The organism is Vibrio campbellii CAIM 519 = NBRC 15631 = ATCC 25920 (assembly GCF_002163755.1).
Lineage (GTDB): Bacteria > Pseudomonadota > Gammaproteobacteria > Enterobacterales > Vibrionaceae > Vibrio > Vibrio campbellii.
On the sequence record NZ_CP015864.1, the window covers coordinates 876,236 to 895,216 of the forward strand.

Below are 18,981 nucleotides of genomic sequence, written 5' to 3' on the forward strand. Positions count from 1 at the left end.
TTTGAACGAGAGATCAAAGTGAGTCAGTATTACTTCTACACTTCACGCCTCAACGCTACTCCTTTCATACTCCACAAAATTTGAGCGACTTAACAGATACAAAAACACCGAGCTCGTTCATCGCTCGGTGTTGGCGTAAAGACTTGAGCTTGTTGTGCTGGTTAACAAATCTGTCCGGCAGTGACCACTATGTCAGATTCGTTATCGATCACGGCTTGAGCTAACAACGCTAACCCTTCCACAATCACATCCAATGACATGGTTGGCTGACTACCGGAAACGTATTGCTCGGGTAAAAGAGGAATATGCACAAAACCATGTCGAACCGATTTATCGCGCAAATAATGCTGAATGCCATAAAATAGGTGATTACACACAAATGTCCCTGCCGTGTTCGAGACTTGGCATGGAATACTTGCTTTGTGCAAAGCGCTCGTAATCGCCTTAATGGGCAGCGTGGTAAAGTAGGCGTCTGGGCCATCTAGAATTACCGGCTCGTCAATGGGTTGATGGCCACCATTATCAGGAATGCGGAAATCATCCACATTGATCGCCACACGTTCCGGCGTAATTGCTGCACGCCCAGCGGCCTGCCCTACTGTAATCACAATGTCTGGCTGGTATTGCTCAATCGCATTAACCACGGTATCGATAGATTCATAACGTGTTACGGGTACTTGGCAAATCATCACCTCACCACCATCGAGTTTTTTGCCATCAAGTCCTTTTACTGCTTCTAAAGCAGGGTTGATGGATTCACCACCAAATGGTTCAAAACCTGTCATTAACACTTTCTTCATCGGGCTATTTTCTCTTGATAGTAAAACTCAATGGTTGAGGCTCGAATTTACAATAACTTAGCATCATAAGGCCAAGTATTATCGCATCGCGGCGGTGGTCTTCCCAAACTTGTGACTCACATTTGGCGTAAAATTAGAGTCCGGCCCTATCTTGAACTTGCGAGGCCATGTTGTGCCGAGCAAATCCTCACTTGGTTTCTAATGGTAAGTTAGGTAGAGTACGCGACCATTGAACATCTGCAATTCAAAGAGATTGAAGACAATGAACATTGATAATCACGTTATCGAAACATTGGAAGAGCTAGAAGCTTTCCTACACCTAATTGAAAGTGGCGCGCTAGGTCTTGAGGGCGTCGCTGGCGTAGCATTAGCGACAACCAACACAGATGGTCGTCCATTTGTTGCTGTACTAGATGACAAGCATCAGCTAGTTCTTGGTCGTTGGGTTTCTCAACACGTTTACGAACACGGTAAAGACATCGTTCGTCACGGCCCACAGCGTAAGCACTAATCCTGCGTTTAATTGACAAAAAAGCTCGCTTATATCGCGAGCTTTTTTGTACTCTCCGTCAAGCATTTCAGCTCATTCCTACAATGCCGCTGGCTTTGTAAGCTATTGTTCAAAAACAAAAAATAAGCTTGCCTGCATGATAAGCAGTCGTGACATTTCGCTGACAAAGCAAGCTGGGAAATTCCTAGAATTTATCTCGGAGGCGATTTCTAATTGTCGTTTCCGGACACCATCGCAGAGCAGTTTTCCTACTCGCTCTGTTTGCCCCGTTTAACCCGCTTGACAGCCTTGGGTTACACGGGGCTTTTTTATTTCTTACCGTGTAAATTGCTGCTGGGCAGAAACACGTTAGAGAAAGTAACTTTAAGCCATAGTCGTTTATTAATTCTTTTAGCCACTGAGTGCCTGAGGTCTATAACCTAGTGAACCTAAATAAAGACCTTGCTCGAAAAGTAGTTTTTCAAAAAATGGTAATAGTGGTCCAAGATTTTCATTTAACGTGCGTTGAGAGCTTACGCCCTATTAAAGTTTGAGCAACGCAACGCCGAAGATATCGAACATCACCCCACAAAAAAACCTACGTATGGTGAAAATACCACGCGTTGCGAATCCCTCTTGAGAAATTTGTTATGTGTCTGCCCTGAGTTCTTCGATGACTTTTCGGGCATCAACTAAAGAAGCCCCTGTTTCCTCTCGATAAAGCCGCATCGCTTTTAGCTTGTTACCTGATTTGACAGCATCTAACACCTGTACTGGCACACCGAAGTGCTTATCTACGGACAAACCAGAACGTTCAAGTAAGAAGTCTATTTTACGTTCCAATAATTTATGCTTGTATTTCATCGCAGATAACTCTCTGTGACCGATTAATATCAACAACACAAAAAATACGATTAAAACTGACCACTCCACAATATCCCTCCTTAGATATTAATAATTCTAAATGGTGACTTCCCGCGTTGACGCATAACTCCATGTTAAGGGGTGAGCGACGCCATACCGAAGCTACTGCATACCACCTTAATCAAGAAAACCAACGCACAGTGAACATGCCACGCGCTGCGAATTCCTCTTAAAGATTTTGTTATGTGCGTACCATCCAAGTGCATCTTTTCCTATGTCAGACCTTTACGGACGCCCGTCTTTTTAAGTTATACCACTGGTAAATACCAAAGAAGACGCCACCGACTAGCCAAACAACCACATGCTTGAATATATTCAAATTTAGAAAACCACCACTAAATTGATCGTAAATAACCCCAGTTGCAATAAACATGATTAAACCAAATGGTAAGCCTGTTTCAATTACAAACCGAACAAAACCCTTTCTCTTAGCTGCTAGCCAAAATGTATCATCTATAGTCATTACGCTTTCTTGTCCGCTAAAACTAAACGGTAGTCACAAAATTTGTTGGATAGAATTTGTTCAGATGACTCGCACTTACCTTGAAAGCACATAACGCTTATAAGCCGAAAAATTGTCACCTTTGGCTCTTACATAATGCACTTTTTAGCATATTGCCTCAATTGGTAATCAATAGGTGAAGAAACTTAAAGAATACTAGCACGCAAATATCGACCAAGAGCGGGATGCTAATTTGTCAATTCAATCGGATAAGTTTGACTACGTCAGAATCTGGTTAACAAGATATTAATAAGTAAGAGATCTAGCTTAAAATGGGGCAAAGATGAGCCAGTATAGCTCTCACAGGCTTGAAGATAAGCAAGGCTAATAATCGAGCCTGTTAAGACTAACTTTTCACTTGAAGGCGCATGTTATAACTCTTTTACAAGACAGTATGTTACATGGCCTTTAGGGTAGTCGGGTAGCTCACCAAAAACTTTATAGCCACGCTTCTCATAAAAAGGCTTTGCTTGAAAGCTGAGTGTTTCAGTTCGCATATAACTGAAGCCCTTTTCTTTTGCGAAGGTTTCAGCAGCATCCATTAATTTGTTTCCAATTCCCTGACCTCGTGTGTCCTCAGACAACCATAACAACTCTAAGATGCAATAGTTCCAGAAAGCACAAGCCCTAACCCCACCTAAAACATTTCCATCATCGTCTTTTGCAAAGGCCGCAAATCTTGTATCTGGCTCAAATACCACACCATCAGGTATGTGTTTCTGATTAAAGGATTGGATTCCTTTACTTATCGTTTCAAGGTCGCTTTTATCTGGAGAAGTAGTGAGTTCTATTTTCATTGTCCATCCATAATTTGGGAGTGATATCGCCCATTATGCACAGATAATCAGGAAATATTAATGGCCCCCTCCTAATTCGCGGTAGGAGTAGGTATGAGGAAAAGTGAGGCAAAGCACATTGCTACAGTTTGAAAAGCTAAGAATCACTGGTAAGGCAAGGGGCAAAATAGTCAGCCCGACAGCCTGACTATTTTGTATAAAGGTAGCTGGTATTGCTCAAAAGATTGAAGGGGCTTTGGTCGGCCCTAACCGTTTGTTATTGAAGCTGGTGTCCGGTCTTTTTCATAAACGTTTGCATCGCCTCAGCAAACGTTGTTGTGCCGCCTTTGGCTTGAACCTGAATTACCTTGTACCCCATTTTTTCCAACGCTTGACGTTCTGCCAAAACAGCTTTGTCATTTTGCTGGCTACCTCGCGCAGGCTGATGGAGATAACACCCTTCTAGCAGACCATCTTCTACGAGTTGGTGGTGTTTCAGTGCATTGATATCAAAATTCATGACCATTCTTCTATTTAAAAGTAGGAAGTTGCCATAGCAGGTTACATGCGTTTTTAGAGCTTAACAACACTGCCGATACCAATTTCGGGCTATCAGTATTTTGACGCATCAAGAGAGCAGATAACTCGATACATCAAAGGCTACTACAGGCAACTCAGACCCAATCGATATAATGTTGGCCTAACACCTAACGAGTCTGAAAGGCCGTATTGGAAGAACTCTAACACCGTAGCCACTTTTAGTGCTCACTGCAAAGTTGCCAATGAGGATGCAAGCTAGTAAGAACGCGTAATAAAAGGGCAAAATTAATTAACTTGAGGCTCAAAACAGTAATATATGTAACGAGCATATTTATTTTGTAACAAAATACATATGACGCTTTACACTGCACGATTTTAACTGCAAATTGCCCCTACGAGTTTGGAATTAAAAGGAGGAAAGTTAGGTAAGGTCAATATCATAACAATCAATAGTTCTATCCTGTGGATACGAAGAACCTGGGGTTACCCGAGAGTGAACGCTTCTTGAGACATTACGGTGGGTGAAAACAATATGACACGTCGCCTTTAGCATGTATGACACAAAATACCACTCAGTGTGGGTGACGAAGTACCATCGGAAAAGTCCTAATCTGGGTATATACAACAAAGATGGGAGTGTTATGCCAAATCAACGACTAAGTTCACTTGGCATTGAGACCAAGACTGGAGGCCTTGCTCCAAACCACCTTAAAACAATGATGTTCACTCCACCCAATCAGCGCGCCACGTCCCAAGCGTTTAGCTGGACAAATAAGGTAGACAGTAAAGAGAGCATTATTTGGTCGCCGTCAGTAGCGCAGTCGTGAATTTATAAGTTACAGCGCATTACGTTAGACATCAGGGTGAAAATGACTCTGGTCAACGCCGCTAGGAGTTGCAACGTTAAACATCCCGTAAATGCACCTTGGAATCTAATCAATTTCTATAACGTTAAATAGTTACAAACTATAAATATTTGACACTTTTTTAAAGCAGTCTTCTGATTTTGTTACTGGATTAATTAGTAGCAGTACAAGATTAGGGAGGAAAAATGAAGACAACACGTAGCAGGAAAGTTGAGATAACAATCCTTGCAATACTATCAATAGCACTCTTAACGTTTCTGTTTACCAGCAGTAACATGGTTCTATTCGATTCAAAAGGTTCGATTGGTCAAGCCCAGTCTTCGCTGATCATTACATCAGTACTTTTGATGGCAATAATTATAGTCCCTGTTTTGCTGATGTCCGTGTATTTCCCTTACAAATACCGCCACAGCAACAAAGATGCTGAATACAAACCAAACTGGGAGCACTCCACAAAAATCGAAGTGGTTGTGTGGGCAGTTCCTTGCTTAATCATTCTTGCGCTGGGTTGGATCACTTATCAAACCTCATATTCTCTCGACCCGCGTAAAGAGATTGCATCAGAAGAAAAACCGCTAACTATCCAAGTTGTTGCAATGAATTGGAAGTGGCTGTTTATCTACCCTGAGCAGCAAATCGCAACAGTTAATGAGATTGCATTACCTGTTAACCGCCCAGTTAGATTCTTAGTTACATCAGACACTACGATGAATTCGTTCTTCATTCCACAACTTGGTAGCCAGGTATATGCGATGGCTGGAATGGAAAATAGACTTCACCTTATGGCAGAAGAGAAAGGCGTCTACCGTGGCATTTCTGCGAACTATAGTGGCTTTGGTTTTACCAACATGAAGTTTCAAGCACACGCAGTAGACAATGCCGACTTTGACCAATGGGTTCAAAAAGTAAAAGCATCGGACAAAGTATTAAACGACAGCAGCTACGACGTGCTGACAGCAAACTCTAAAGAGCAAATTAAAACAGCTCACCCTGTGACTTATTTTGCTTCTGTCGATCCTCTTCGATTCAAAGATATTATTGAAAAACACGCGGGAGTCCAAAATGGCTTATAAAGGCGATGTATACGCCGATCCGGATCCTATCTTCGGCAAACTAAATTGGGATGTAATTCCATTTACAGACCCAGTCATATTACCCGTTATGCTAGGCGCTATTCTTGGTGGACTGGCACTTGTAGCTGCAATCACTTACTACGGTAAGTGGAAGTATTTATGGGAGCAATGGTTTACTTCCGTCGACCATAAGAAAATCGGTATCATGTACATCATTGTTGCGGCAGTGATGCTTTTCCGTGGTTTTGCTGACGCCTTTATGATGCGTACTCAACAAGCAGCAGCAACCATCAATGGCACTGGTTACCTACCTCCTGAGCACTACGACCAAATCTTTAGTGCCCATGGTGTAATCATGATTTTCTTTGTTGCCATGCCATTCGTGGTTGGCCTCATGAACATCATTGTTCCACTTCAAATTGGTGCGCGTGACGTAGCTTTCCCATTCTTAAACTCTTTGAGCTTCTGGCTGTTTGTTGTTGGTGCAATTCTGATCAACATGTCACTGTTTATCGGTGAATTTGCTGCGACAGGTTGGCTTGCCTACCCGCCATTATCGGGTATGGAGTACAGTCCTTGGGTAGGTGTTGACTACTGGCTTTGGGCGCTACAGATCTCTGGTATCGGTACCCTACTGACTGGTGTTAACTTCGTTGTGACCATTATTCGTATGCGTGCACCAGGTATGAAACTGATGCAAATGCCTGTGTTTACATGGACATCGCTATGTGCGAACGCACTGATTGTTTTAGCTTTCCCTATTCTCACCGTAACGTTAACACTTCTGACACTTGACCGTTACATTGGCACTCATTTCTTCACAACAGATATGGGCGGTAACGTAATGATGTACGTTAACCTTATCTGGGCATGGGGTCATCCTGAAGTGTACATTCTGATTTTACCTGCTTTTGGTATCTTCTCAGAAATCACAGCGACATTTTCACGTAAGCGTCTATTCGGCTATACCTCACTCGTATGGGCAACTGCCGTTATCATGATCCTATCATTCGTTGTATGGCTGCATCACTTCTTCACCATGGGTGCAGGGGCTAGTGTCAACGCTTTCTTCGGTATTGCTACAATGATTATTTCAATTCCGACCGGAGTTAAGATATTCAACTGGCTATTTACCATGTACAAGGGTCGCGTTGAGTTTACAGCAAGCATGTGGTGGACAATTGCATTCCTAATTACCTTCACAATTGGTGGTATGACGGGTGTTATGCTTGCCGTTCCAGCAGCAAACTTTGTACTTCACAACAGCTTATTCGTTATCGCTCACTTCCATAACGTGATTATCGGTGGTGCGCTATTTGGTTACTTTGCAGGTTTCACTTACTGGTTCCCGAAAGCAACGGGGTTCAAGCTAGACGAGAAACTTGGCAAACTTTCTTGTGTTCTTTGGACTGTTGGTTTCTTCGTAACCTTCATGCCAATCTACGTTCTAGGCTTCAGTGGTATGACACGCCGCTTAAACGTTGCTGATAACCCTGAGTGGGCACCACTACTTTGGATCTCTGCATTTGGTGTATTCATCATCGCATCTGGTATTGCGACTCAATTCTACCAGGTTTATGTAAGTATTCGTGACCGTAAGAAGAACCTTGATCTTACTGGTGACCCTTGGGATGGGCGTACGCTTGAGTGGGCAACTTCTTCCCCACCAGCGTTCTACAATTTCGCGACGCTTCCTAAGATTCGCGATCGTGATGAGCACCACTATGCAAAAGAGAACGGTTTAGCGTACATAGCGCCTGAACGTTACAAACGCATTCATATGCCGAAGAATACTTGGGCAGGTGTCGTCATCAGCGCATTTGCATTAACACTCGGGTTTGCTTTTGTATGGCACATCTGGTGGATGGTAATCGCTAGCAGTGTTGGTATTTTGGCGTCATGGATTGCATACAGCTTTGAGCGCAACAAAGACTACTACGTCGAGGTTGCTGAAGTTGAAGCAATTGAACGAGCACATCTAGCACGTGTTAATAGCGAACAAGAATTGAATCGCGAAGAAAATAAAGATGAAGATCAGGATGAAGGTGATTATTCTGACCTAAAACCTGTTACGGCATAGGGACTGACAGTAATTATGACTACAGAAGTTAAACATACATATGAAGCAAACGTCCTTGTTCAGTCACATGGGGGTCATGATCACGAAGACCATGACCACCATGATTATGCTGGCGATACAATCTTTGGCTTTTGGATTTACATCTTAAGTGACTGTTTATTATTCGGCACTCTTTTCGCAGTGTTTGCTGTTTTCTCAAGCAGCTTTGCTGGGCAAATTGAGCCAACGGAACTGTTCAACTTAACCTTTGTTGCTGGTGAAACTGCCCTACTTCTTCTTAGTAGTTTCACTTTTGGCATGGCGATGCTAAAAGCGAACAAAGAAGACATGAAAGGCATGCTTAAATGGCTGGGTGTTACCTTTGCGCTCGGCCTGTCTTTCTTAGTAATGGAGCTTTATGAGTTCTGGCATTTCAGTAATGAAGGTGCCACTTTCCACAGTAGTGCATACTGGTCATCTTTCTATGCACTTGTGGCAACGCACGGTCTTCATGTATTTGCAGGTCTAATTTGGATGATTGTTCTATTCGTGCACTTTAAGCGCGATGGCTTTTCTGAAGACAATAAAACTCGTCTAGCTTGTCTGAGCTTATTTTGGCATTTCTTAGATGTTATTTGGATCTGTGTATTCAGCGTTGTTTATTTGATGGGAGTATTATAATGGCTAATTCATCTGAACACGGTCAAGGCGGACAGGCTCACGGTAGCGTAAAAGAGTATGTGAATGGTTTAATCCTATCCATAATTCTTACTGTCGTACCTTTTGCTATGGTGATGGCCGGGATCGGTTCAAAGCCGCTGATCATTGGTGTAATCATGGTTTTCGCAGTAGCACAAATCTTTGTTCAACTTGTGTTCTTTTTACATATGAACACTTCATCAAAGCAGATGTGGAATACCTCTTCCGCCGTCTTTGTTGTGGTGATTGTTGCAATTATCCTCATCGGTTCATTGTGGATTATGGAACACTTAAATCACAATATGCTGATGGGTTATTAATAGGGTTTCAGGATGTATAGGCCTTATTTAAAAATTACCAAACCCGGTATTATCGGCGGCAACTTAGTTGCCGCCATCGGGGGTGTACTTCTCGCTTCTCAAGGCAATATCGATTGGCTATTACTGCTTGCTGTTTGTATGGGTACTAGCCTAATCGTTGCGTCTGGCTGTGTTTTCAACAATGTGATCGATAAAGATATAGATCGCTTGATGAAACGCACCTGTGAAAGAGAACTCGTTAAAAATGTGATACCTGTGTCTAACGCGCTTATTTGGGCTACAGTATTAGGCTTGTCCGGCTTTTATATATTAAGCCAATTCACAACTACGGTTGCATTGCAATTTGGTGTACTCGGATTCGTTGTCTATGTCGGTTTATATAGCCTTTATTACAAGCGTAAATCCGTTTACGGCACATTGATAGGTGGACTTTCAGGGGCCTGTCCTCCGGTTATCGGTTATTGCGCAGTAACAGGCCACTTTGATGCAGGCGCTGCAATCTTATTCATTACCTTCTGTATCTGGCAGCTTCCGCATTCCTATGCCATTGCCATTTACCGATTTGATGATTACAAAGCAGCATCCATTCCAGTTCTACCTGTAGAGGTAGGAATAGCACGTGCTCGTTTACACATCATTGCTTACATTATTGCGTTTGCTGTTGCAGCCTTAGCACTTAACTATCTCGGTTATGCGGGAAGCTGGTATGCGTTAGGTGTTGGTTTAGTCAGTCTTCACTGGTTATATATTGCCAAAGTAGGCTACCAGAAAGTGCCAGATGCGCAATGGGGCAAGCAGATGTTGCTGTGTTCAATCGCTAACATCATGGTGTTTTGTTTGCTTATTTCTCTCGACTTTTCAGAGGGAGAACTATCAGAAAATATTCAAGCTCATAACACCATAGTTTTTAATCTTCTGGGGCAAATTTAATGACGAAAAACCCTGTAAAAATTGTGCTCCTTCTTGGGGCACTTGCCATCGCTGGTATATTCGCACTTTACATCAGCAACAGCACAGTCCCGATCGGAGAAAAACAAAAAGCGCTTAAAGATCTTGGCGGGGAGTTTCAATTGAATAGCCTTGATGGCACCGTCAGTCTAAACCAATTTAAAGGGCAAACTGTCGTTCTATATTTTGGATTCCTAAACTGTGCTGAAGTCTGTCCCTCTTCAATGGGCGTGATGTCGGCTGCTTTTTCTCTGTTACCACCTGAAGAATATGCGAACGTACAAGGTATCTTTATCAGCGTCGATCCTGGTCGTGATGACCTTGATTCTCTCGACAAATTTGCAAAGTATTTTGATAAACGCATTAAAGGGCTAACAGGAACTAAAAATGAAATAGATGCCTTGACACAACAGTATGGTGTTTACTTTGATTTAGTTGATATGGAGTCTTCTGAACTTAGCTACACCGTAGACCACGCATCTCTTTTCTACATTATTAACCCAGAAGGGAAGTTGGTTGATGCAATGAGCCACACAACAACACCTGTTGAGCTAGCTGCAGGTATTGATAGAGCTCGTAGCAAAGCCCTTGCTAATAACTAAAACTACAGGGAAAATTATGAAAAAGACCGTACTATTAGCCACATTGGCACTGGCTACATTCCAAGCTTCTGCTCATGACCACGACCACAGTGCTCATGACACTGCAATGGCTGATACTAAGACATATCATGCAGTACAAACTATTAATAACGTACTTACGATTGAAAATGCTCGTGCTAAAGCAACAATACCAGGGGTAAAGGTCAGCGCAGGTTATATGACGATATCCAACGATACCGATAAGCCTATTCGCCTTGTAGAGGCGAAATCATCTATAGCAAAACACACTGAGATCCATCGTATGTTTATGCGTGATAATAAGATGGCAATGCGTAAAGTTGATGCACTAGAGATTCCTGCAAAAGGTTCTGTTGAGCTAAAACCAAATGATTATCACCTAATGTTCATGGGTGTAACAGAAACTTTAAAGCCTGGACAAGACATCAAAACGACTTTAGTTGACGACACTGGCAGAAGTTTTGACGTGCAAGTGACGGTTATGCCTATGACTAAGTATTGATTCGGAGTATATATATGAAGTTGTGTGCTAGTGTGCTGGGTTCGCTGCTCGCTTTATCAACCTTATTTAATATCGCACAAGCAAAAACATCAATGGACAGCTTTTTTGAGAGTCAAGCTATCCCCTGCTCTTCTGAGCTTCAGGATTTGGCAACAACCGCGTTAAAAGAAAACCCTCATAGAATGCTACCCTATGCTAGTAAGTCTGATGATATTCATCTTTTCAATGCACTGGCTGTCACTACTTATCGTGACCGTCAAAGTCATGTGACCTTTCATGGTGTCAAAAATATCGAGGGTGGATGTGATACCTCTGTCACCGAAAGCTACATTTTGCAAACCTCATGTGCTGACGCTCGACATGAAGCTTTTAGCAAATGGGACTTCGAAGGGAAATTGAACGAGCATACCTACGTGCTTAAAAGCAAAAAGATTAGTGGAAAACAAGCGTTTCTTACAGAGCAGCTATCAAATTTTTGCTTAGTAACAACACGACAAGTCATTAGCAACTAACCATACTCACATTCAATATCAATGCTCCGTTTCTTGATTATTCAAGCTCGGGGCATTTTTTCCAAATACGATTAAAAACATCATTGAAATAAAAGCTTACCATTAGATATGGCTTTTTGTATCTTTTATAAAGGTCAATAATGACAGCTAATCAAAGCCAGCGTTCGCTTATGGCAACATAGGGAGGTATCCTACCCATTTTTGATGCGGAGCCGTTGCGTTAACAGCTTGAGCGAGCAAGCTCGAGCAATAGACATTTTATGCTCACTGCCCTTAGTTCAATTAAACTTGAGTACTGTTTTCGCTACGAAACTCTGACGTTCATACTGGCGTCAGTGGTCTAACATTATTGTTATCACCGCTCTCTAACGACTCTCTCTGAATACGTCCTGAGCAGTCTCGTTCTTTGCGAACGTCAGAGACTTCTTTTACTTTGCTATCAAGCTTTTGACGCTGTATCTAACGTTGAATCGCCTTGTGGCGACTATCAACCTAAATTCCATACCTTTGATCTACTTGGTGGTGCTAACACGTGAATCATTATAGATATTGGGGCTATTTATCATACTTAAGTGGTTTTACAACAGATTCTAAGCCCTCAATCTTGAGAGCTAAACAGAGCTGCATTAACGCCCCCAATTCCCCTTCCGGAAAACCTTTTTTATCGAACCAGAGTAGATATTCCTCCGGAAGATCAATAAGTACACGCCCAGCGTATTTGCCAAACGGCATTTGCATTCTAGCGAGTTTAATGAGGTTGTCTTTTTTTAACATATACTAGAAATCTGTTGGGATAAATCTTGGCTAAGAGTAACATCCAAGCGATTGACCCACCAGTTAATTGCATCTTCTGCGTTGTCTAAAGAACCAATCATGGAAGAGAAATCCTTATTCCCTGCTTAGTGGTCACTCGAAGCAAACAGCGGCATATCAGCTTCCCGAAGGACAATTTCATGTTAAAGTATGCGGCTTACTGGAAAGTATTACGAGAAAAATAATGAAGTCACCTTGCCGCGCGGCCTGTAAAAACAATGGCGGGATCTGTTCTGGTTGCCACCGAACTGTGGAAGAAATCATTCAGTGGAAAAATAAGTCTGACGCTCAACGAGACGCCATCATTGAGCAATTAGTTGGGAATGATTCGACCCACTCTTGCCCTGAATGTGGCACGAACGCGCACTGTGATATTGCTGCTGGGAAAGAAACGTGTTGGTGCTTTAATATTGAGACCAGAGATTTACCAGAGGCAGAGGCAGGACAGCTCTGTTTATGTCGTAAGTGTTTGGAGAAAAAGCCAGTCGCCTAGCCCATCGAATACAGGACACAACGGACTGGCTATCATTGAAATGAAGGTAAGTTCAGCGAACTATTTCTGCGCTAACGCTTGGGATTCAAACTTCACGCCATCCCAACCCGTCACCATAAAGTTACGAATGTTTTGATGGTCGTTATTCGCTGGGTGCGCCAACACATCTTCTCGGTAGAAACGACCAAAACACGCCAACGTTGCTTCTTTGCTTAGGTTATTCAGTTGACCAAAAGCGAAGATCTTGCATGAACTGTTGTTCTCACCTGCATTATTCTGCGTTTCACCATTCACAAAGGCCGCTGGCGTAAACTCGTAGTTTGCCTCAATGGCTGCCATTGCCGTTTCAAATTCAACAGTCTCTGGTGATGCCGCTAGCGCATCCAAAAATTGTTTTAGTTCCATTATTCCTACTTCCTAGTGTCTTTACTTTCCCAAATAACATTGGATAAACAGTGACACATTTGTTTCATAAAAAGCCAATACAAGGGTCATAAATCATACATATATTCAGAGCCTTGTTTAATAACACTTCAATCAATGCGCTATTCCTCACTGTTTTGGTGAATGAATAGATATCTACTGTAGGTGCATTGAGTGACATTGTATCCGTTTAATAAGGAAATATCATGACCACCCCATTTAAGGCAATAGGCGTATTGGCATTATCTTCACTTGCCATCGCATGTTCATCTCAACCTGACGATTCTCTCTCTTCGTTTACAGCCCAATGTAAAGCATCGGTAGCACCTGTTGCGGGAGAGGCATCCATCCAAGGATTGACCTTTATGGGAACGTCTATCGCTGACGCACCATTCGACACATCAGCAGCAGAAATCGTTCAATATGATGCGTGTACTGACAAGCTTTACGTAGTCAACGCTCAAGCAAAGCGTGTCGATGTGCTTTCTATGGATGACAAAGGCGCACCAACACAAACCGCCTTCATTGATCTCAACATCGCGGGCAAAACAGCGGGCGTTGAAATTGGTGCAGCAAACAGTGTTGCAGTCTTTAATGGTTTAGTCGCTGTTGCGATTGAAAACAGCGATAAACAAGCAAATGGCATTATTGGTTTGTATCGCTCGGATGATTTGTCGCTTATCACCACCTTCCCTACCGGCGCACTGCCAGATATGGTTGGCTTCTCAAAAGACGGCAGATACATCGCAACAGCAAACGAAGGTGAGCCAAATGGTGACTACAGTGTCGACCCAGAAGGCAGCATCACGCTGATCGACTTGAGCCAAGGCGTAAACCAAGCAGAGGTCACGCAGATTGGTTTCAATGAGTTCGATGGTGCACGTAAGTCTGAATTGCCTGCTGGTGTTCGAATCTCAGGTCCAAATGCCACGGTGGCGCAGGATCTAGAGCCGGAATACCTCACTTTTGCAGACAACGGCAAAATCTACGTTGCACTGCAAGAGAACAATGCGATGGCAATCGTAAACCCTGAAAGCAAATCGGTAGAGAAGATTGTCGGTCTAGGCGAGAAATCTTGGTCTGAATCAAAACTGGATGCCTCGAACAAAGACAAAATCATTGGTAATTTTAAGAGTTACCCTCAACTGGTTGGTCTGTACATGCCAGATACCCTCGACAGTTACTCGGTAGATGGCAAAACTTACATACTCTCTGCCAACGAAGGTGACGGTCGTGAATATGGCTTCAAAACAACGCAAGCGCTATGTGACCAAGCGGGCTTTAAGTGGGATGAAGACGATTACCTCGGTACAGATGAATATACTTCTGAGCAAGGCACCTGTTTAAGCCATGTTGATGAGGTACGAGGTAAGAAGCTGAAAGTCGCAGCAGACCACCCATTAGCAGAAGCACTAAAAGACAACAAACAACTCGCGCGTCTAAAAGTGATTAAGCCTGAACAAACACTTTCTGCGCAAAACAACGTTCAAGCGTACGGTGCCCGTTCATTCTCTATCTGGGATGAAAACGGTGAGTTGGTTTTCGATAGTGGTGACGATTTCGCGACCATCGCATTGATGAATGAAGGTAAGAACTTCAACAGCACTAACGATAGCAATGACAGCGGCGATGACCGCAGCGACGACAAAGGCATTGAGCCAGAGGCGATTGAAGTGGCACAAATCAATAGTCGTCATTACGCGTTCATCGGTTTGGAACGCCAAGGTGGCATCATGATTTATGACATCACAGACCCGAAGCAAGCGCAGTTCCTGCATTACGTAAACCGTCGTGATTACAGCCAACCAGTTTGTACAGAAGTGGAAGATAGCGAATGTACGAACAATACTTACAATCCAAAAGCAGGTGATTTGGCGCCGGAGTCAATCAACTACTTTGGTCGTAACGGACAACACTTTATCGCAGTAGGCAATGAAGTTTCAGGCACGACGTCTGTGTTTCGAATTGAGCTTTAATACCCACATTTCAAGAGAACAAACTTAAAAGTAAAGCGCCCGAACTTCAGTCCGGGCGTTTTTGTTTATAGTAAGAGTGAGATTCCCGACTCGCTCCTTCGTCGCTCTCGAGAATGACGGAAACTAGCTTAGCAGTTCAGAACGATACTAGCCTAAAAAGTGGAAAAGTTCTCTTCCAGTTCCAAGTAGTACCATCACAACCAACGTCATTAAGGAATCGAGGAACGAGATGTCCGGAATCTCTCTTTAATCACTCAGCTCTATTCTTCAATCGCCAATGCATCGCACTTCGAAGCACAGATAAAGTCGTTCTTATGCAGACCTTTTATAGAGTGGCTCCACCAAGTGATGGTCACTTTGCCCCACTCCAGTAAGATAGATGGGTGATGGAATTCATCTTCTGCAAGCTCAGCAATCTTGTTGCTAAACGCCCACGCTTGTTTGAAGTTCTTAAACTTGTAGACCTTTTCAAGTTGAGGAATCTCATCTCTCTCAATGATCTGCCAATCAGACAATTGCAGCAGCAGAGACTGTTGTTCCTCTTTACTAAGTGCAATGGCATCGATACTACAAGCTTCGCATTTTTGTTCATTCAACATGAGCAGGTTCCTTTGGTTCAAAAAGTGGTGGAAGCAATCCGGCTTCAATCGCTAGATCGGCTTGTTTCAATAAATTCAGTTGGCTGATTTGGAAAAGCTGGGACAAATCTTCAATCACGTAGTATTTCGGCTGCATGATATCGATGCGATAAGGCGTTCTTAAAACAGTTTGCAGATCGAATTCGCCTCTAATCGCGATGTTGCTTTCCAATGAATAGATGGTTTCTCCCGGAGATGAAAGGATACCGCCACCGTAGATTTTGGTTTGATTACCTTCTCGGACCAAGCCGAACTCGACTGTAAACCAATATAGACGGGCAAGGTAGCCTCGCTGCTTTGGTGTCGCAGCTTGTCCAAGCTGTCCGTAGTGCTCGGTAAAGGCGGCAAAATCAGGGTTGGTGAGCATGGCGCAATGACCAAAAATCTCATGGAAGAAATCCGGCTCTTGTAGGTAATCAAACTCTTCTCGCGTTCTCAAAAACGTCGCGACTGGGAAGCGTTTGTTGCCAAGCAGATTGAAGAAACGATCAAAGTCGATCAATGCTGGCACTGGCTCCACTTGCCAGCCCGTGGTTTCCATCAAAACACGATTGATTTCGGGCAGTTGTGGCACTCGGTCCTGGGGTAAATCAAGCAGCTTAAGTCCATGCAGATACGCCTCGCATGCTCGGTCTTGAATCACGCTCATTTGTCTGGTTACCAAGTCGCGCCAAATGGCATCCTCTTCATGGCTCCATTCTACCCTTCCATCCTGATCGACGGGTTTTGAATGATACTGAGTCATTGCACATCTCCGTTAACAAATCCTTTACATTAAGCCTATCTACACTCTTTTCACCTTCCAATCCCCTGACGATTTTTCAATCAAAATTCAGGTGTAACATTTTCTTTACATAAACACTTAACACCTTGATATAACTGGAAAGCCACATTCACTCATTGGTTTGACTTTGTTGAAACTTCACTTCAGACTGAAAACGTTAAAACTTTGTTATAGAGGGGAACTATGCGCGAGAGCAACAGAGTCTGGCAGCCGACGGAAGATCGAATCGAGCAAGCCAATATCACGCAGTTTATCGAACACATTAATCGACAGGGTTTCGAGCTCAAAAACTACTCTGATTTGCACCAATGGTCATTGGAGCACAACGAGCATTTTTGGAAAGAGGTTTGGCAGTTTTGTGACTTGATTGGAACGCAAGGAAATACAATCAAAACGCAAGGTGAGAACCGCTGGCAATCGTCTATGTCAAACCGCGACACCGTGTGGTTCCCTCAAGCACAAGTTAACTATGCAGAGAATCTACTCAGCTTGGCAGAGAAACAAGCCGATGAGCTGGCAATTTGGTTCGAAAATGAACGCGGAGATAAACAGACCTACACATGGAAAGAGCTGTGTAATGAGGTCTCGAGCGTTCAGCAATGGTTGGTAGAGTGCGGCATCAAGCAAGGTGATGTGGTTGCTGGCTATTTACCCTATATGCCACAAACCGTTATTGCAATGCTAGCCACCACCAGCTTAGGTGCAACTTGGACGTCTACCTCCCCTGATTTTGGCGTAGAAAGCGTTATTGAGCGCTTCGGGCAAGTGAAGCCGAAAGTCCTGTTCACCTGCGATGGTTATACCTTCAGTGGCAAGACCTTCGATATGTCGGAGAAGAACCATCACATCGCGGATCATCTTGATGGGCTAAGACAAGTGTGTCAGATCGGTTACCTCAAACCGAATGTGTTTGAGTTCGACGTTTGTACTCACGATTGGCAAAACATCACTAATCAGTATTCCCCTGCTCCATTGCATTTCACTCGTGTGGAATTCAATAGCCCGCTGTTTGTGCTTTATTCCTCCGGCACGACGGGCAAGCCTAAGTGCATCGTGCACTCTGTTGGCGGCACGATTCTTAATCACCTAAAGGAGCATCAACTCCATTCAGATATCCAGCCTAAAGATCGTGTTTTTTATTACACCACATGTGGTTGGATGATGTGGAACTGGCACGTGTCTGCCCTTGCAAGCGGCGCCTGCTTGGTGATTTTCGATGGTAGCCCTGTTTATCCGACATCTAATGTGTTGTGGGATTTAGCGCAGCGTGCAAAAGTAAGTCTCTTCGGAACTGCCGCCAAGTATCTAGAAGCGATAGAAAAAACCGGACTGTCGCCAATCAAAGATTACTCACTCCCTGCTTTAAAAACGCTGTGCTCTACTGGCTCTGTGCTTTATCCAGAACAGTTTGATTACGTCTATCAACACATCAAGCAAGACCTCCATTTGGCTTCCATCTCAGGCGGCACAGACATCTGTGGTTGCTTTGTATTAGGCAACCCTATCTCGCCTGTTTATCGTGGTGAGTGCCAGTACGCGGGCTTGGGCATTGATGTTCAAGTGTTCGACTCACGAGGTCAAAGTGTTAATGAGCAGCGCGGAGAGCTCGTCTGCACCAACTCCATGCCTAACTTCCCTGTCGGCTTTTGGAACGATACAGGTGAACGCTACCACAGTGCCTATTGGAACAAGTTCGATAATATCTGGCACCACGGTGATGATGTAGAACGCAGCGCGAACGGTGGCCTCATTTTCTATGGTCGCAGCGATGCATTATTGAACCCTGGCGGTGTGCGCATCGGTACTGCGGAAATTTATCAACAAGTGAATGCTATTGAAGGCATTGTCGATTCTATCGCTGTAGGTAAAGAAGTCGATCGTAATGAGCAAATCTGGCTGTTTGTGCAGACCACTTCGGGTGTCACTTTAGATGACGGATTAGTATCAGAGATTAAGTCGCGCCTTAAAACGTCCTGCTCACCAAGGCATGTACCAAGCCAAATATTCGCTATCAGCGACATTCCAAAAACGCGCTCAGGAAAGTTGGTAGAACTTGCGGTCAAACAAGTCATAAATGGTAAGGAAGTTGAGAACTTAGGTGCGATTGCTAACCCAGAAGTTTTGGTGGAAATAAAGAGATATTCATTCCAAAGTTAGCGTTATGCCGAATATTTAGCCATACACTCAACAAGAAGTGTGAAACGAAACCAATTTACAGAGTGT

General features: G+C 43.5%; 21 protein-coding genes and 2 pseudogenes. 12 read left to right on the forward strand and 11 right to left on the reverse strand.

The annotated features are described in order from the left end of the window. Positions 1–161: 161 nt before the first annotated feature. The gene (gene pcp / locus A8140_RS19845; RefSeq protein ID WP_005532436.1) at positions 162–800 is read right to left on the reverse strand and encodes a pyroglutamyl-peptidase I; all 639 of its coding nucleotides are present in this window, start codon (positions 798–800) and stop codon (positions 162–164) included. Between the two features lie 262 nt (positions 801–1,062). Between pcp and A8140_RS19850 the strand changes: the two genes are divergently transcribed. Beyond that, a complete protein-coding gene (locus A8140_RS19850; RefSeq protein WP_005433595.1) occupies positions 1,063–1,311 on the forward strand; it encodes a hypothetical protein in 249 nt (82 codons plus the stop codon). A gap of 627 nt (positions 1,312–1,938) precedes the next feature. On the opposite strand, the gene A8140_RS19855 is transcribed toward A8140_RS19850, so the two are convergent. From A8140_RS19855 to A8140_RS19875, 4 genes are all read right to left on the reverse strand, one after another. Continuing rightward, positions 1,939–2,223 (reverse strand): hypothetical protein, encoded by a 285-nt coding sequence (locus A8140_RS19855; RefSeq protein ID WP_005532435.1) that lies wholly within the window; start codon positions 2,221–2,223, stop codon positions 1,939–1,941. A 208-nt stretch (positions 2,224–2,431) separates the two neighbouring features. After that, the gene (locus tag A8140_RS19865) at positions 2,432–2,677 is read right to left on the reverse strand and encodes a hypothetical protein (protein WP_005532434.1); all 246 of its coding nucleotides are present in this window, start codon (positions 2,675–2,677) and stop codon (positions 2,432–2,434) included. 410 nt (positions 2,678–3,087) lie between these two features. After that, entirely contained in the window at positions 3,088–3,513 is a 426-nt protein-coding gene (locus A8140_RS19870) for a GNAT family N-acetyltransferase (protein ID WP_005532433.1), read from the reverse strand. 256 nt (positions 3,514–3,769) lie between these two features. After that, on the reverse strand, positions 3,770–4,012 hold the full coding sequence (locus A8140_RS19875; protein ID WP_005532432.1) for a hypothetical protein: 243 nt from the start codon (positions 4,010–4,012) through the stop codon (positions 3,770–3,772). A 1,071-nt stretch (positions 4,013–5,083) separates the two neighbouring features. On the opposite strand from A8140_RS19875, the gene cyoA reads away from it, so the two are divergent. The 8 genes from cyoA to A8140_RS19915 are packed head-to-tail and all read left to right on the forward strand — an operon-like array spanning position 5,084 to position 11,631. Continuing rightward, positions 5,084–5,971 carry a ubiquinol oxidase subunit II gene (cyoA, locus tag A8140_RS19880; RefSeq protein ID WP_005532431.1) on the forward strand — a complete coding sequence of 296 codons (888 nt, stop codon included), beginning with the start codon at positions 5,084–5,086 and terminating at the stop codon, positions 5,969–5,971. Positions 5,972–5,999: 28 nt separating this feature from the next. After that, positions 6,000–8,051 carry a cytochrome o ubiquinol oxidase subunit I gene (gene cyoB, locus A8140_RS19885; protein ID WP_227740724.1) on the forward strand — a complete coding sequence of 684 codons (2,052 nt, stop codon included), beginning with the start codon at positions 6,000–6,002 and terminating at the stop codon, positions 8,049–8,051. A 15-nt stretch (positions 8,052–8,066) separates the two neighbouring features. Beyond that, the gene (gene cyoC, locus A8140_RS19890; RefSeq protein ID WP_005532428.1) at positions 8,067–8,711 is read left to right on the forward strand and encodes a cytochrome o ubiquinol oxidase subunit III; all 645 of its coding nucleotides are present in this window, start codon (positions 8,067–8,069) and stop codon (positions 8,709–8,711) included. Further along, positions 8,711–9,049, forward strand: coding sequence for a cytochrome o ubiquinol oxidase subunit IV (gene cyoD / locus A8140_RS19895; RefSeq protein ID WP_005532427.1), 339 nt, complete (start codon positions 8,711–8,713; stop codon positions 9,047–9,049). Before cyoC ends, cyoD begins: the two co-directional genes overlap by 1 nt. A gap of 12 nt (positions 9,050–9,061) precedes the next feature. Then, a complete protein-coding gene (gene cyoE, locus A8140_RS19900) occupies positions 9,062–9,979 on the forward strand; it encodes a heme o synthase (RefSeq protein WP_005532426.1) in 918 nt (305 codons plus the stop codon). Further along, positions 9,979–10,599: an SCO family protein gene (locus A8140_RS19905; protein WP_005532425.1), complete on the forward strand. Its 621-nt coding sequence runs from the start codon at positions 9,979–9,981 to the stop codon at positions 10,597–10,599. The genes cyoE and A8140_RS19905 overlap by 1 nt, the downstream gene beginning before the upstream one ends. A 16-nt stretch (positions 10,600–10,615) precedes the next feature. After that, positions 10,616–11,119: a copper chaperone PCu(A)C gene (locus tag A8140_RS19910; protein WP_005532424.1), complete on the forward strand. Its 504-nt coding sequence runs from the start codon at positions 10,616–10,618 to the stop codon at positions 11,117–11,119. Between the two features lie 14 nt (positions 11,120–11,133). Next, complete coding sequence (locus tag A8140_RS19915; protein WP_005532423.1) at positions 11,134–11,631, forward strand: hypothetical protein; 498 nt, start codon at positions 11,134–11,136, stop codon at positions 11,629–11,631. Positions 11,632–11,785: 154 nt separating this feature from the next. Here A8140_RS19915 and A8140_RS25730 read toward each other — a convergent pair. The 3 genes and pseudogenes from A8140_RS25730 to A8140_RS25735 form a co-directional block, all read right to left on the reverse strand. Further along, positions 11,786–12,123 (reverse strand): annotated as a pseudogene (locus tag A8140_RS25730) (IS3 family transposase); the annotation flags it as partial. 63 nt (positions 12,124–12,186) lie between these two features. Continuing rightward, on the reverse strand, positions 12,187–12,405 hold the full coding sequence (locus tag A8140_RS19920) for a DUF3820 family protein (RefSeq protein WP_005532422.1): 219 nt from the start codon (positions 12,403–12,405) through the stop codon (positions 12,187–12,189). Continuing rightward, a pseudogene (locus A8140_RS25735) lies at positions 12,399–12,557 on the reverse strand (DUF3313 domain-containing protein); the annotation flags it as partial. The pseudogene A8140_RS25735 and the gene A8140_RS19920, both read right to left, overlap by 7 nt. 71 nt (positions 12,558–12,628) lie before the next feature. Here A8140_RS25735 and A8140_RS19925 point away from each other — a divergent pair. After that, positions 12,629–12,937 (forward strand): cysteine-rich CWC family protein, encoded by a 309-nt coding sequence (locus A8140_RS19925; protein ID WP_005532420.1) that lies wholly within the window; start codon positions 12,629–12,631, stop codon positions 12,935–12,937. Positions 12,938–12,997: 60 nt separating this feature from the next. Here the strand turns inward: A8140_RS19925 and A8140_RS19930 are convergent, their stop codons facing one another. After that, entirely contained in the window at positions 12,998–13,342 is a 345-nt protein-coding gene (locus tag A8140_RS19930) for a HopJ type III effector protein (protein WP_005532419.1), read from the reverse strand. A gap of 224 nt (positions 13,343–13,566) precedes the next feature. Here A8140_RS19930 and A8140_RS19935 point away from each other — a divergent pair, with 224 nt between their 5' ends. Beyond that, positions 13,567–15,336 carry a choice-of-anchor I family protein gene (locus A8140_RS19935; RefSeq protein ID WP_005532418.1) on the forward strand — a complete coding sequence of 590 codons (1,770 nt, stop codon included), beginning with the start codon at positions 13,567–13,569 and terminating at the stop codon, positions 15,334–15,336. A gap of 260 nt (positions 15,337–15,596) precedes the next feature. Here A8140_RS19935 and A8140_RS19940 read toward each other — a convergent pair whose 3' ends face one another. Beyond that, complete coding sequence (locus A8140_RS19940; RefSeq protein WP_005433587.1) at positions 15,597–15,935, reverse strand: 4a-hydroxytetrahydrobiopterin dehydratase; 339 nt, start codon at positions 15,933–15,935, stop codon at positions 15,597–15,599. Continuing rightward, the gene (gene phhA, locus A8140_RS19945; RefSeq protein ID WP_005532417.1) at positions 15,925–16,719 is read right to left on the reverse strand and encodes a phenylalanine 4-monooxygenase; all 795 of its coding nucleotides are present in this window, start codon (positions 16,717–16,719) and stop codon (positions 15,925–15,927) included. Before phhA ends, A8140_RS19940 begins: the two co-directional genes overlap by 11 nt. A gap of 222 nt (positions 16,720–16,941) precedes the next feature. Between phhA and A8140_RS19955 the strand changes: the two genes are divergently transcribed. Continuing rightward, the gene (locus A8140_RS19955) at positions 16,942–18,915 is read left to right on the forward strand and encodes an acetoacetate--CoA ligase (protein WP_005532416.1); all 1,974 of its coding nucleotides are present in this window, start codon (positions 16,942–16,944) and stop codon (positions 18,913–18,915) included. Positions 18,916–18,981: the final 66 nt, after the last annotated feature.